The sequence below is a fragment of the Streptomyces sp. SAI-170 genome (genome assembly GCF_049739565.1).
Taxonomy (GTDB): domain Bacteria; phylum Actinomycetota; class Actinomycetes; order Streptomycetales; family Streptomycetaceae; genus Streptomyces.
Map to the genome: position 1 here is coordinate 4,753,574 of NZ_JBMGQD010000001.1, position 12,910 is coordinate 4,766,483.

Here is a 12,910-nt window from a genome sequence, read left to right on the forward strand (position 1 = left end):
ACGGCCCTCGGGTGGTGGGGCGAGACCCGCCGGGTCGCGCGGGGCGGGGCGGTTGCGGGGGAGGGGGCACGCGCGGGTGCTGTCGTGTCAGTGGCCGCTGTGGAGGTGTCTGGGTCGTCTGGTGAGGAGGCTGCCGTCGGCTCGGGCTCGGGTTCCGGCTTCGGCTTGGGCTCCGGTGCTGATGTCGGGTGTGCCGGAGTCGCGGCCGATGCGGAAGGTGCGGCGATACGCGGTCGGAGTGACGCCGACGGCCACCTGTAGGTGCTGGCGCATCGACTGGGCCGTGCCGAAACCGGCGTCCCGGGCGACCTGGTCGACCGACAGGTCGGTGGACTCCAGCAGATGCCGGGCCCGTTCCACGCGCTGCTGGGTCAGCCACTGGCCGGGGCTGATGCCGACCTCCTCGCGGAAGCGGCGGGTGAAGGTGCGCACCGACATGGCCTCCTGCGCGGCCATGTCCCGCAGCTGGATCGGCTCGTGCAGCCGCCCCAGCGCCCAGGCGCGGGCCGCGGTCGTGGTCGCCTGCTGCGGATCGGGCACCGGCCGCTCGATGTACTGCGCCTGCCCGCCGTCGCGGTGCGGCGGTACGACGGTGCGGCGGGCCACCTCGTTGGCGATCGCCGTGCCGTGGTCCCGGCGCACGATGTGCAGGCACAGGTCGATACCGGCCGCGACACCGGCGGAGGTCAGCACATCGCCGTCATCGATGAACAGCACGTCCGGGTCCAGCTCGACCTGCGGGAACACCTGCCGGAAGTGCGCGGCGTCGGCCCAGTGCGTGGTCGCGGGCCGGCCGTCGAGGCGCCCGGCGGCGGCCAGGACGTACACACCGGTGCAGATGGAGGCGAGCCGGGTGCCGGGCCGGACGTGGGTGAAGGCTGCGGCCAACTCCTCGGTCAGCACACCCTGCTCGAAGACCGGGCCCAGTTCGTAGGAGGCCGGGACGATCACGGTGTCGGCGGTGGCGAGGGCCTCCGGCCCGTGCGCGACCTGGATGGCGAAGTCGGCGTCGGTCTCGACCGGGCCGGGGGGTCGCACCGAGCAGGTGATCACCTCGTACAGGTGGCGCCCTTGGGCGTCCTTGGGCCGGCCGAAGATGCGGTGCGGGATGCCCAGCTCGAAGGGCAGCAGCCCGTCGAGGGCGAGGACGACGACGCGGTGCGGACGGAACTCCGGCTCAAGGCTCATGGCCCGTCCTGTCTTGTGGCTCGGTCCTGACACATGGCTGGGTCCTGACTCATGGCCCGATCCTAACGAATGCTGTCCTTCGGGCCACTCGATGAGGGTGGGCCGGCAACGGGAGGCTGTCTGACGTGAGCCAGACAACCGAGGAAGCCGCACAGGCCACCGAGAGCCCCCAGTCCGCCCCACGCCGCCGGCGCGTCCCCCGCACCCCTCGCACCCCGCGCACCCATCGGGTCCATCGCGCCTGGTTCGTGGCCGCCGTCGCCTTCGTGACGATCATCGGCGCGGCCGCCTTCCGCTCCCTGCCCGGTCTGCTCTTCGACCCGCTGCACGAGGACTTCGGCTGGTCACGGGGCACGATCGGCCTGGCGGTCTCGATCAACCTGGCGCTGTACGGGCTCACCGCCCCGTTCGCGGCCGCGCTGATGGACCGGTTCGGCATCCGCCGGGTCGTGGCCGTCGCCCTGACGGTGATCGCGCTCGGCTCGGGGCTGACGGTGTGGATGACGGCGCCCTGGCAGCTGCTGCTGTGCTGGGGCCTGCTGGTCGGTCTCGGCTCCGGCTCCATGGCGCTGGCGTTCGCGGCGACGGTCACCAACCGCTGGTTCACCGAGCGCCGCGGCCTGGTCACCGGCATCCTCACCGCCGCGTCCGCCTCCGGGCAGCTGATCTTCCTGCCGCTGCTGTCCTGGATCGTGGAGAACTACCAGTGGCGCCCGGCCGCCGTCACGGTCGCCCTCGCCGCCCTGGCCGTCGTCCCGTTCGTCTGGCTGCTGCTGCGCGACCATCCGGCCGACGTGGGCCTGCGGCCGTACGGCGCCGAGGAGTTCGTGCCGAAGCCCGCGCCGGTGCCGGGGGCCGCTCGGCGGGCGGTGACCGTGCTGTTCTCGGCCGTCCGCACCGGGCCGTTCTGGCTGCTGGCCGGCTCCTTCGCGATCTGCGGCGCCTCCACCAACGGCCTGATCCAGACCCACTTCGTGCCGGCCGCCCACGACCACCACATGCCGGTCACCGCCGCGGCCTCGCTGCTCGCCGTCATCGGCGTGTTCGACGTGATCGGCACGATCGCCTCCGGCTGGTTCACCGACCGCTTCGAGGCCCGCCGGCTGCTCGCCGTCTACTACGCCCTGCGCGGCATCTCACTGCTGTTCCTGCCGCTGCTGCTGGCGCCGAACGTGCACCTGCCGATGGTGTTCTTCATCGTCTTCTACGGTCTGGACTGGGTCGCCACCGTCCCGCCGACCATCGCCCTGTGCCGCGAGCACTACGGCGAGGACAGCGCGATCGTCTTCGGCTGGGTGCTGGCCTCGCATCAGGTGGGCGCGGCCCTGGTCGCCTTCCTCGGCGGCGTCGCCCGCGACCACTTCGGCTCCTACGACGTCGTCTGGTTCGCCTCCGGCGCACTGTGCGCGGCGGCCACGCTGATGGTGCTGGTGATCCGGCGAGGCACGGTGGCGACACCGGCCGTGGCTTGACGTCCCTGACGGGCCTGAGGGGCTCGACGGGCCTGACGGCATGACGGACAGGCGGCAGGCAAGCGGCAGCCGGTTGCGCGCGCTCAGTCCCGCAGCCGGGTGAACCGCCCCCGGTGGAAGAGGAGCGGATCGCCCGCGTCGGCCGCGCCGAGGGCGTCCACCCGACCCACCACGATCAGATGGTCGCCGCCGGTGTGCACGGCGTGGATCGTGCAGTCGATCCACGCCACCGCCCCCGTGAGCCGGGGCGCGCCGGAGACCGGGGCGGCGTCGTACGCCACGCCCGCGAACTTGTCGCCGCCGCTCACCGCGAAGCGACGGCACAGCTCGCCCTGGTCGGCGCCCAGGACGTTGACACAGAACACGCCCGCGCGCGCGATGCGCGGCCATGTGGTGGACGTACGGCCGACCATGAAGGCGACCAGCGGCGGATCGAGGGACAGCGAGGAGAAGGACTGGCAGGCGAAGCCGGCGGGGGAGGCCTCTCCCGGTGAGGCTGGTGCGCCGGAAGCCGCGGGTGCGCCCGGTGCGCCCGGTGCCGTGACAACGGCCACGCCACTCGCGAAGTTCCCCAGCACCCGCCGGAACTCGCCCTGATCGACGGGAGCCCGCTCATCGGCCCCCACACAGCGCAACTCCGGCCGGGGCAACGCCTCCACGGGGCCCCCGGACGTCCTGAGGTAGCGGACGGCGGCGGCCGCCATCCCTGCGGTTCCCATCACACCCGCCATTGAAGCTGACGGTTCGTCAGACAGGAAGGTGTATGCGCGTGATCGTCCTCCTACGCGCGCGTACGCTGCACGCCATGATCCGGGGGAACATACGGCACCGGCCCGTCCGGTCCGCGGAGGCGGCGTCCGACCTGCACACGGCCGCCGCGGTGGGGGCGGCGCAGATTCCGGCGCTGTTGGTGATCTGGTTCTTCATCGCCACGGACGACCAGTACGGCGGGGGCGGGAGCGCCTTGGGCCTGGCCTGCGCGATGGTCCTGACCCCCCTGTGGCTGCCACCGGTGGGCATGGTGCACGCGCTTGTGCAGTCCCTGCCGGCGACCCTCCTCACCCACCGGGTCCGGCGCCGCGCGCGGGGACCGGAGTGGGTGTGGCAGGTGCTGTGCGCGCTGCTGGTCGGTGTCCTGTGGGCGGTGCCGCCCGCCCTGCTGTGGGGCTGGCCGTTCGGCACCACCGCCGTGGTGCTCGCCGCGCTCGGCGTGCTCCCCGCCCTCACCCTCGCGTACGCGCGCGTGCGGAGGCGTACGGGCCGGGCGTGGGGGACGTGGGGCACCTGGTGGCGCTCCGGGGTCGTCGGCCTGGGCCTCCTCGTCTCCGTGCCGGGCTGCGTACTAGCGGGGAGAAGGGGGCGGAGCTTCGGCTGCGCCCCGACGGCCGAGCGGACCTCGTCCGCCTCCCCACCCAGCCCGACTTCGACGCGAGCACCGACTTCAGGGTCTGCGACGGCACGGGCACCTGGGAGCTGGACACCTAGGGCCGCCACGACACCTACGGCGGCGACGGCCCCGACGCCCGCGACTGTGTCGTCGTACGGCTCGACGGCGGATGCGGGCAGGAGACGTACTGGACGATCGCCGGTACGGAGCGGCGGCCCGAGTTGTTCGTGGTGTTCGGCGACCCGGACTCGGGGGAGCTGAGGGTCTTGGAGAGGGCGGAGTGAGCGGGTCCGAGTGGAGCCGAGTGGGACCGAGGGCCCTCAGCGGCCCGTGAACCTCGGTGTGCGGCGCTGGGCGAAGCTCGCCAGGCCCTCCTGAGCGTCCGCCGTCGTCAGGTTGATCTCCTGCGCGGCGGCTTCGGCGGCGAAGGCGGTGGCGCGGTCGGTGTCGAGGGAGGCGTTGACGAGCTGTTTGGTCAGGGCCAGGGTGCGGGTGGGGCCCGCGGCCAGGCGGGCGGCCCACTCGCGGGCCGTGGCGGGCAGCTCGTCGTCCGGGACGACCCGGTTGACCAGGCCGAGGCGTTCGGCGTCCGGTGCGGTGAGCGCGTCGCCGAAGAACATGAGCTCCTTCGCCCGCTGCGGGCCGATCAGGCGGGGGAGCAGGTAGGCGCCGCCAGCGTCAGGGACCAGGCCCCGGCGGACGAACACCTCGATGAAACGGGCCGATTCGGCCGCCAGGACCAGGTCGCAGGCGAGGGCGAGGTGCGCGCCGAGGCCGGCCGCGACGCCGTTCACGGCGGCGATCACCGGCTTCTCGCAGTCGAGGACGGCAGCGATCAGCCGCTGGGCGCCCAGGCGCAGGGTCCGGGCCACGTCACCGGCGACCCGCTCCCTGTCGCCATCGGCGGTCCGCTTCCTGTCGCCATCGGCGGTCCGCTTCCCGCCGTCGCCGTCGCCGTCGCCGTCGCCGTCACCGACGTCCCGTTCCGCACCGTCACCGACGTCCCGTCCCCCGCCGTCACCGCCGCCCCGTGCCCCGCCCTCGCCTTCACCGACACCCCGTCCCCCGCCGGCCGTCGAGCCGCCGCCCCGCAGGTCGGCGCCCGCGCAGAAACCGCGGCCCGTGCCCGTGATCACCACCGCCCGGACGTCGGGGTCGCAGGAGGCTTCCGCGAGCCGCTGGATCAGTTGTTCTCGCAGGTCAGGGGTGATGGCGTTGAGGGCTTCAGGGCGGTTGAGGGTGAGGTGGGCGACGCCGTTGTCAGTGGTGTGCGGTACCAATGACTCAGCGGATTTTTCCGGCTCTTGGGGGGAATCAGGCATGTTCACTTCACTCGGGCGCGTCTTCATCTCAGCGGCACACCGCCAGCGCGTCCAGCGCCACCGCTCCGTGTCCGCGGGGCAGCACCATCAGCGGGTTGATGTCGAGCTCGGCGAGGTCGTCGCCCAGTTCCAGGGCCATGCGCTGCACCCGCAGGACCACCTCCACGAGGGCGTCCACGTCGGCCGGGGGTCGCCCCCGCACCCCGTCCAGCAGGGCCCGCCCGCGCAGCTCGGCGAGCATGTTCCGCGCCTGCTCCTCACCGAAGGGCGGCACGCGTACGGCGGTGTCCCGCAGCACCTCCACCAGCACCCCGCCCAGCCCGACCGTCACCGTCGGCCCGAACAGCTCGTCGTGCGAGAGGCCGACCACCATCTCCACGCCGTGCTCCACCATCTGGCAGACGAGGACGCCGTCCAGGTCGACGCCCTCGTAGCGGGCGATGTCCGTCAACTCCCGGTAGGTGTCGCGGACCTGTGCCGCGGAGGTCAGCCCGACCTTCACCAGGCCCAGCTCGCTCTTGTGGGCGATCCGCGCGCCGGACGCCTTCATCACCACCGGGTAGCCCACCAGCCCGGCGGCGCGCACGGCAGCGGCCGCGCTGGTCACCAACTGCTCGCGGGGCACCCTGATCCCGTACGCCCGCAGCAACTGCTTGGCCGCGTGCTCGCTCAACTGGCCGCCCGGCTGAAACAGTTCGCGCGCCTTGCGGTAGGAGGGCGACGGCGTGCGCGGGGCCTCGTCGAAAGGGGAGCGGTAGTCGCGCACGAACCGGTGATGACCGAGGTAGGCGCGCACGGCCGACAGGCAGTTGCCCACCGTGCGGAAGGTCGCCACCCGCGAGGAGCCGAGCAGCACCTCGCGGTACGCCGGCTCGGTGCCCACCGGCGAGCCCCACACCACGCACACCAGCTTGTCCGTTCGCTCCGCCGCGTCCACCAGATCGCGCACAAGACGGTCGCTCAGCGGCGGGAAGGGCCCGGTGATCGGGCAGATCAGCACACCCACCTCGGGATCGTCCAGCAGCGAGTCGATGATCTTCCGGCCGCGTTCGTCGCCCACGGGATGACCGCCGTTGTCGATCGGGTTGGCCACGCTCAGATACTCCGGTATCCACTGGTGCAGCTCCGCCTGCCGCGCCTCGGACAGCACCGGCATCCTCAGGCCGAGCCCGGTCGCGAGGTCGGCGACGTGCGCGCCCGTGCCGCCCGAGATCGAATAGACGACGACCCCGTCGGCGCGCGGCGGCCGTGCGCGGGCCAGCAGGGCCGCGGTGTCCTGGAGCTCGTCGAGACCGTCCACCCGGATCACGCCGAACTGCCGCATCGCCGCGTCGACCACATCGTCCGCCCCGGTCAGCTTGCCGGTGTGTGAGGCGGCTGTGCGGGCGCCGGTCTCGGTGCGGCCCACCTTGACCGCGACCACCGGCACCCCGCGCCGGGCGGCCCGGTCGGCGGCGAGCAGGAAGGCGCGCCCGTCCTTCAGCCCCTCCATATAGGCGGCGACGGCTCCGACCTCGGGCTGTTCGGCGAAGTAGGAGATGAAGTCGGCGGTCTCCAGGTCGGCCTCGTTGCCGGTCGGCGCCCAGTGGGAGAGCCGCACGCCCAGCTCCTGCAGGGCGAACACCGGCCGGCCCTGGTGCCCGGACTGGGTGACCAGGGCGATCGCCGGACCGTCCAGGTCGTCCCGGAAGCGCTCGAAGGCGTTGAGGTTGGTGTTCGGCCCGAGCAGCCGCATCCCGGATCGGCCGACCGCGGCGGCCAGGCGGGCCTGTGCGGCCGCGCCCCGCTCACCCGTCTCCGCGAAGCCGGACGCGAAGACGACCGCGAACTTCGCCTTGGACTCGGCGAGTTCCTCGATCACCGGAAGGGGATCGGCGACCAGCAGTACAGCGAGATCGACCTGCTCGGGCAGGTCGGCGACGGAAGGGAGGCAGGGTATGCCGAAGACCTGAGCGCGGCTCGGGTGGACCGGGTGCAGCCGGGCACCCATCCGCTCGGCCCAGGACAGCAACTGCCGGGTGATGCCGGTGTTCGGGCGCCCCTCGGCGTCCGAGGCGCCGACCACGGCGACGGACTCGGGGCGAAAGAGCCGGTCCAGATCGGGCACGTCGGCGTGCAGTGGCCGCCCGCTGACATCGAGGTCGTCGGACGGCCGGCCGTGGACGGCCGGCCCGGGTCGGTGCTCACCGCAGGCGATGACCCGGGCCCGGCGGGAGTCGGTGGTGAGGGTGCCGTGGGTTGATCCAAGCATCGTCCGCCCGCTCCTGTCGTGACAGTTCGAGACAGCTCCAATAACTGACGCTCTGTCAGATTACTGAAGAGACACATCCTCAGGAACTGCCCGTGCGGGCAAAGCTTGTGAAGCTTGGAGGGAGGTGAGGACGAGCACAGGGGTGAGATGCGGGCGGGGTGAGGTGACGGCGAGGGGGTCAGGGCGAGGGTGACAGAGAGACCGAAGGTGCGCGGCGCCTGCCGTCCGGACGCTCAGGCCGGCAGGCGGGACACCTCGGGGCCGGCCTGGCGGGCGATGGCTCTGGCTATCTTCTGGGCGTCGATGGCCAGTTCGCGGAGCATGCCGCTGATGGGGTTGGTGAAGCCGGTGAAGTAGAGGCCGGGGGTGTGCCGCGGGGCCCGGGCGCCATGGACGACGGGCTTGCCGCGGGGGTCGAGGACGTCGAGGTGGCCGACCAGCCCCTCCAGGGCCCGGGTGTAGCCGGTCGCGGCGATGACGGTGTCGGGGGTGACGCGGGTGCCGTCGGCGAGGAGGACCGCGCCGTCCTCGAAGGCGTCGACGGCGGCGACGACCTCGACCCGGCCCCGGCGGACGGCGTCGATCAGGCCGACGTCCTGGACGGGGATCGACCCCTCGGTGACCCTGCGGTACAGCCCGGTGTCGGGGCGGGGCAGGCCGTGCGCGGAGAGGTCGGGCACGCTCAGCCGGGACACCGGCCTGGCGAGCCGGTCGACCAGGCCGACCGGCAGGCGCCGCACGAGGACTCCGGTGTACTGGGCGGCCCAGCCAGCCGTGGAGCGGCGCAGGATGTGCGGGACCGTGCGCACGGCGAGCCGTACGCGCTTGGCGCCGCCCTCGGCGAGGTCGACGGCGATCTCGGCGCCGGTGTTGCCGACGCCGACGACGAGGACGTCACGGCCGGAGAAGGGCTCGGCGTTGCGGTACTGGGAGGCGTGCAGGAACTCGCCGGGGAAGGCGTCGCGGCCCGGCCAGTCGGGGATGCGGGGGGTGTGGTTGTAGCCGGTGGCGACGACGACGGCGGCGCCGGTGAGCTGCCGGCCGCCGGTGGCGTGGAGGAGCCAGCCGGTGCCGTCCGGGGTGCGTTCGATGCGGGAGACCTCGACGCCGGTCACGATCTCCAGGTCGTGGTGCTCGGCGTACTTCTCCAGGTAGCGCACGACGTCGTCCCGCGACACCCAGCGGCCGAAGCGGCGCGGCATCGGAAGTCCGGGCAGGGCGGACAGGCGCCGGGTGGTGTGCAGGTGCAGCCGGTCGTAGTGGCGCCGCCAGGACGCGCCGACGGCGTCGGACTTCTCCAGGACGACGGCGCGGATGCCGCGGGTGCGCAGCGCGTGCGCGGCGGCGAGTCCGCCCGGGCCGCCGCCGACGATGTAGACGGGGCGTTCGGCAGGGGTCGCTGCCGTGGAGGGTGCGGACGCTGTGGAGTCGGCCATGTCCGCGAGCGTAATCACGCGGTGGGTTGATGGGTCTCGGTCAAGACCGGAATTGGTTGCGGAATGGTCACGGGTGAGGTGGTGGTGTGGTGGATGCGCAGATGGGGCCGACGTCCGGTGTGCGGACCGGGTGGGAAGTGGGACGTCCTCGTCTTCCCCCTGCCTCACATCTGACGTACCGTCAGCTTTCGTTCCGGCGTCGACGGGAGTGGCCATGGACGCGATCTGGCTCACCGGTGCGGAGTGGCTTGCGGTGCTGCGTATCGGGCTCGGGCTGTGGTGGCTGGAGAGCTGGCGGCACAAGGACAAGAAGGCGTGGTTCGAGCGGGGGAGCGGCATCGAGTGGGCGGCGGGGGTCGCCGCCGAGCATCGTTGGAGGGCCGTGCGGGCAGGGTTCCAGGCGGTGGTCGCGCCTCGGCCGCGGGTGATGGCGTACGTCGTCGCCTATGCCGAACTCGCCCTCGGGGTGGGGCTGATCCTGGGGCTGCTGACGCCCGTCGCGCTGGTCGGCGGGCTGGTGCTCAACGGCCTCTACTTCGTGCTCATGATTCACGACTGGGCGGAGCAGGGGCAGAACTCGATGATGGCGCTGATCTCGGGGGTGGGGTTGTTCGGGATGTCGTGGCAGACGTGGTCGGTGGACAGCGCGCTGGGGTGGTTCGGATGAACGCCGCCACGCCCGACGGCATCCCGCCTTCAACGCCATCTCCCCTCGCCACGCCCACGCCCGCATCCAGCCCCATCCCCACGCCTACACCCGCCCCCCTCCCCGCCTCCACATCCACCCCCGTCCCGACCTCCACGCCCGCCCCTGCCCCTGTCCCTGCCCCAGCAGCCACCCCCACCCCCGACCCCTTCTCCCGCCCCTACTGGGACGCCGCGGCGGAAGGGCGGCTGCTGCTGCGTCGGTGCCGGGACTGCGGTCGGCCGCATCACCATCCGAGGGAGTTCTGTCCGTACTGCTGGAGCGAGGACGTGGAGTGGGAGGAGGCGAGCGGGAGGGCGACGCTGTACACGTGGTCGGTGGTGCACCGCAGCGAGCTGCCGGGGTTCCGGGAGCGGACGCCGTATGTCGTGGGGGTCGTCGATCTGGCCGAGGGGCCGCGGATGGCGACGGAGATCGTGGGGTGCGCGACGGAGGCCGCGGGATGCGCGACGGAAGTCGTGGAGGGCGCGACGGAAGCCGCGGCGTGCGCGGGCGAGGCGCTGCGGGCGGGGCTGGAGCTGGAGGTCGACTTCAGAGAAGGTGTGCCGGTGTTCAAAGTCCGTGGTGACAACGGGCGCGGGCTCGCTTGAATAGGCGGATGACGTCGATACATGAACGTTTCCTCACCAGCACGGTCCCTCCGCTGTCCGGCCACGGTCTGCGGCTGCTGCCCTGGGACGCCGACTCCCCGGCGGATGCCGAGGCCTGGCTGCGCGGGCTGACCGACCCGGAGTTCCGGCGCTGGAACACGCCCCTCAAGCCGGTCGAGGACCTCGCGACCGCCCATGCGTCGCTGCGGGCCAAGGCGGAGCGCGCGGCGGACGGCATGGATGTCACCTTCCGGGTCGCGGACGCGGTGAGCGGTACGACGCTGGGCCAGATCGGCGTCAACCTGATCGACCACCTCATGCGGGTCGCCCGCGTCGGCTACTGGGTCCTGCCCGAGGCCCGGGGTCAGGGCGTCGCCGCCCGTGCCCTGCGCCTCACCGCGGACTGGGCGCTGACCGACCTAGGCTTGCACCGGCTGGAACTTGGACACGCGGTCGGGCACGACGTGTCCTGCCGGATCGCCGAGAGGTGCGGATTTCCCTACGAGGGGACACTGCGCGGGGCGATGTGGGAGGACGAGCGCCGGGCGACCTTCCGGGACGTCCATCTGCACGCCCGCCTGGCCACCGACCCCGAGGTGGGGGCGTGACGCGGGAGAGACGGGGCTGGCGGCTGACCTGGGATCTGGACGACTTCCTCACCCATGCCGGAACGTTCCTGCATGAGCGCCCGGATCTGCACACCGTCGTCCTCACCGTGACCGAGGGCCTGCGCACGCGCGGACCGAACGCGTACGGCGACGAGGCCCCCTTCTTCGGGATGCTGGAGGAGGACGGCGCCGTGCGCGCGGTCTGCTTCCGCACGCCGCCGCACCGGCTGGGCCTCACGCCGGTCACGGCCGCGCAGGCCGACTCGCTCGCGGCCCATCTGGTCGCCGTCGGCCGCCCGGTCCCCGGCGTCAGCGCGGAGGCCGAGACCGCGCGCCTCTTCGCCGAGGCCTGGCAGCGGCACACCGGGGCCACGTCCGCGGTACGTCAGCGCCAGCGGCTCTACCGGCTCGACACGCTGACCGTGCCGCGGCCGGTGCCCGCAGGGCGGCCGAGGATCGCCGAGCAGGCGGACCGGGAGCTGCTGGTGCGCTGGTTCGGGGAGTTCCACCGGGACATCGGCGAGGACGACGGCGGACGCGGCGGCTCCTGGGCCGACGCCCGCCTCTCCTACGGCGGCGTCACCCTCTGGGAGGCCCCCGACGGCACCCCGCTCTCCATGGCCGGACTGACCCCACTGATCGCCGGCCAGATCCGGGTCGCGCCCGTCTACACCCCGGCCCACTTGCGCGGCCGGGGCTACGCCGGTGCCGTCACGGCCGAGGTCAGCCGCCTCGCCTGGGAGCGCGGCGCCGACCAGGTCCTGCTCTTCACCGACCTGGCCAACCCCACCAGCAACGCCCTCTACCAGCGGATCGGATACCGCCCGGTGGCGGACTTCACGGCCTGCGACTTCACGGCGCGCGACCGCACCGCCGGTGACGTCACGACCCGCGACACCACGGCCCCGGGCCCACCGGCCCACGGCTCACCGCACCGAGGCGCCGCAGCCCGCGGCTCCACGACCCACGGCTCTACGGCCGCGTGAGACCTACGGCGGCCTGAGAACAGCCGCCTTAGCCCCACGGGCCGCCTGAGACGTACGGCCACTTAACACCCACGGGCCGCCGGAGATCCGCGGCTGCCCCAGACCCACGGGCCCCAGAGGTCCGGGGCCGCCCGAGACCCACGGGCCACCGGAGATCCACGGCCACCTAAGACCCACGGGCCGCCGGAAAGCCACACCCGCCCAAGACCCACGGGCCACCCAAGACCCAAGGGCCCCCACACCCCGGGCCCCCCACCCCCCGGGCCCCTAAGGCCACAGCAGCTCGCGCGCCCAACCACCCTCCGCCCGGCGGTAGCTGAGCCGTACATGGCGCCGTCGCTCCTCCCCCTGGAAGAACTCCACCTCCTCGGGGCGGAGCCGGTACAGGGTCCAGGACGGAACCGGCGCGTCGGGATCCCGGCGCGCCCGGTCCCAGGCGGCCTCCGAGGCCCGGGCCAACTCGTCGGCGGAGCCGAGGACCTCGCTCTGCCGGCCGGTGAGTGCGGCTGCCAGCGCGCCGGTGGAGCGGGCGTGCAGATCTGCCTGCCCCTCCTCGGACGGCGCGGCGGTCACCGGGCCCCGTACCCGCACCTGGCGTCCGAGGACCGGCCAGTAGAAGCCGAGGGCGGCATACGGGCGCCCGGCCAGGTGGCGGCCCTTGCGGCTCGTCGCGTGCGAGGCGAAGGCCCAGCCGTCGGTGTCGGCGCCGTGCAGCATCACGGTCCGGACGTCGGGCAGGCCGGCCTCGTCCGCGGTGGCGAGGCTCATGGTGTGCGGCTCGGTCTGTCCGGCCGCGACCGCCTCCGCGAACCAGCGTGTGAAGAGGTCCAGCGGCTCGGCGGGCGCGGTGTCGGTGTCGAAGGGCGGCAGCTCGGTGATCCGCGGGTCCCAGACCCGCAGCGACCGCAGCAGCTCGTGCAGGTCCTGTGCCATGCCCGAAGTATGGCCGGGGACGCCGTACCGG

The 12,910-nt window shown here is 73.1% G+C and carries 11 protein-coding genes; 5 read left to right on the forward strand and 6 right to left on the reverse strand.

Annotation, left to right across the window (positions count from 1 at the left end; translation table 11 throughout):
• Window positions 1–87: 87 nt before the first annotated feature.
• The gene (locus RKD23_RS21320) at window positions 88–1,188 is read right to left on the reverse strand and encodes a GlxA family transcriptional regulator (protein ID WP_424855104.1); all 1,101 of its coding nucleotides are present in this window, start codon (window positions 1,186–1,188) and stop codon (window positions 88–90) included.
• A 125-nt stretch (window positions 1,189–1,313) separates the two neighbouring features.
• Between RKD23_RS21320 and RKD23_RS21325 the strand changes: the two genes are divergently transcribed.
• Complete coding sequence (locus tag RKD23_RS21325) at window positions 1,314–2,660, forward strand: MFS transporter (protein ID WP_424855105.1); 1,347 nt, start codon at window positions 1,314–1,316, stop codon at window positions 2,658–2,660.
• An 83-nt stretch (window positions 2,661–2,743) separates the two neighbouring features.
• Here RKD23_RS21325 and RKD23_RS21330 read toward each other — a convergent pair whose 3' ends face one another.
• The 4 genes from RKD23_RS21330 to RKD23_RS21345 form a co-directional block, all read right to left on the reverse strand.
• Window positions 2,744–3,364: a flavin reductase family protein gene (locus tag RKD23_RS21330; protein WP_424858297.1), complete on the reverse strand. Its 621-nt coding sequence runs from the start codon at window positions 3,362–3,364 to the stop codon at window positions 2,744–2,746.
• A 1,003-nt stretch (window positions 3,365–4,367) separates the two neighbouring features.
• Window positions 4,368–5,327: an enoyl-CoA hydratase/isomerase family protein gene (locus tag RKD23_RS21335; protein WP_424855106.1), complete on the reverse strand. Its 960-nt coding sequence runs from the start codon at window positions 5,325–5,327 to the stop codon at window positions 4,368–4,370.
• Between the two features lie 70 nt (window positions 5,328–5,397).
• Window positions 5,398–7,620 carry an acetate--CoA ligase family protein gene (locus RKD23_RS21340; protein ID WP_424855107.1) on the reverse strand — a complete coding sequence of 741 codons (2,223 nt, stop codon included), beginning with the start codon at window positions 7,618–7,620 and terminating at the stop codon, window positions 5,398–5,400.
• Window positions 7,621–7,853: 233 nt separating this feature from the next.
• Window positions 7,854–9,056 carry a flavin-containing monooxygenase gene (locus RKD23_RS21345; RefSeq protein ID WP_424855108.1) on the reverse strand — a complete coding sequence of 401 codons (1,203 nt, stop codon included), beginning with the start codon at window positions 9,054–9,056 and terminating at the stop codon, window positions 7,854–7,856.
• A 214-nt stretch (window positions 9,057–9,270) separates the two neighbouring features.
• Here RKD23_RS21345 and RKD23_RS21350 point away from each other — a divergent pair, with 214 nt between their 5' ends.
• From RKD23_RS21350 to RKD23_RS21365, 4 genes are all read left to right on the forward strand, one after another.
• Window positions 9,271–9,723: a DoxX family membrane protein gene (locus RKD23_RS21350; protein WP_424855109.1), complete on the forward strand. Its 453-nt coding sequence runs from the start codon at window positions 9,271–9,273 to the stop codon at window positions 9,721–9,723.
• A 74-nt stretch (window positions 9,724–9,797) separates the two neighbouring features.
• Complete coding sequence (locus RKD23_RS21355; RefSeq protein ID WP_424858298.1) at window positions 9,798–10,352, forward strand: Zn-ribbon domain-containing OB-fold protein; 555 nt, start codon at window positions 9,798–9,800, stop codon at window positions 10,350–10,352.
• 8 nt (window positions 10,353–10,360) lie between these two features.
• Entirely contained in the window at window positions 10,361–10,960 is a 600-nt protein-coding gene (locus tag RKD23_RS21360) for a GNAT family N-acetyltransferase (protein ID WP_424855110.1), read from the forward strand.
• Window positions 10,957–11,946 carry a GNAT family N-acetyltransferase gene (locus tag RKD23_RS21365; protein WP_424855111.1) on the forward strand — a complete coding sequence of 330 codons (990 nt, stop codon included), beginning with the start codon at window positions 10,957–10,959 and terminating at the stop codon, window positions 11,944–11,946. The genes RKD23_RS21360 and RKD23_RS21365 overlap by 4 nt, the downstream gene beginning before the upstream one ends.
• A gap of 267 nt (window positions 11,947–12,213) precedes the next feature.
• Here the strand turns inward: RKD23_RS21365 and RKD23_RS21370 are convergent, their stop codons facing one another.
• Complete coding sequence (locus RKD23_RS21370; RefSeq protein WP_424855112.1) at window positions 12,214–12,879, reverse strand: pyridoxine/pyridoxamine 5'-phosphate oxidase; 666 nt, start codon at window positions 12,877–12,879, stop codon at window positions 12,214–12,216.
• Window positions 12,880–12,910 lie beyond the last annotated feature (31 nt).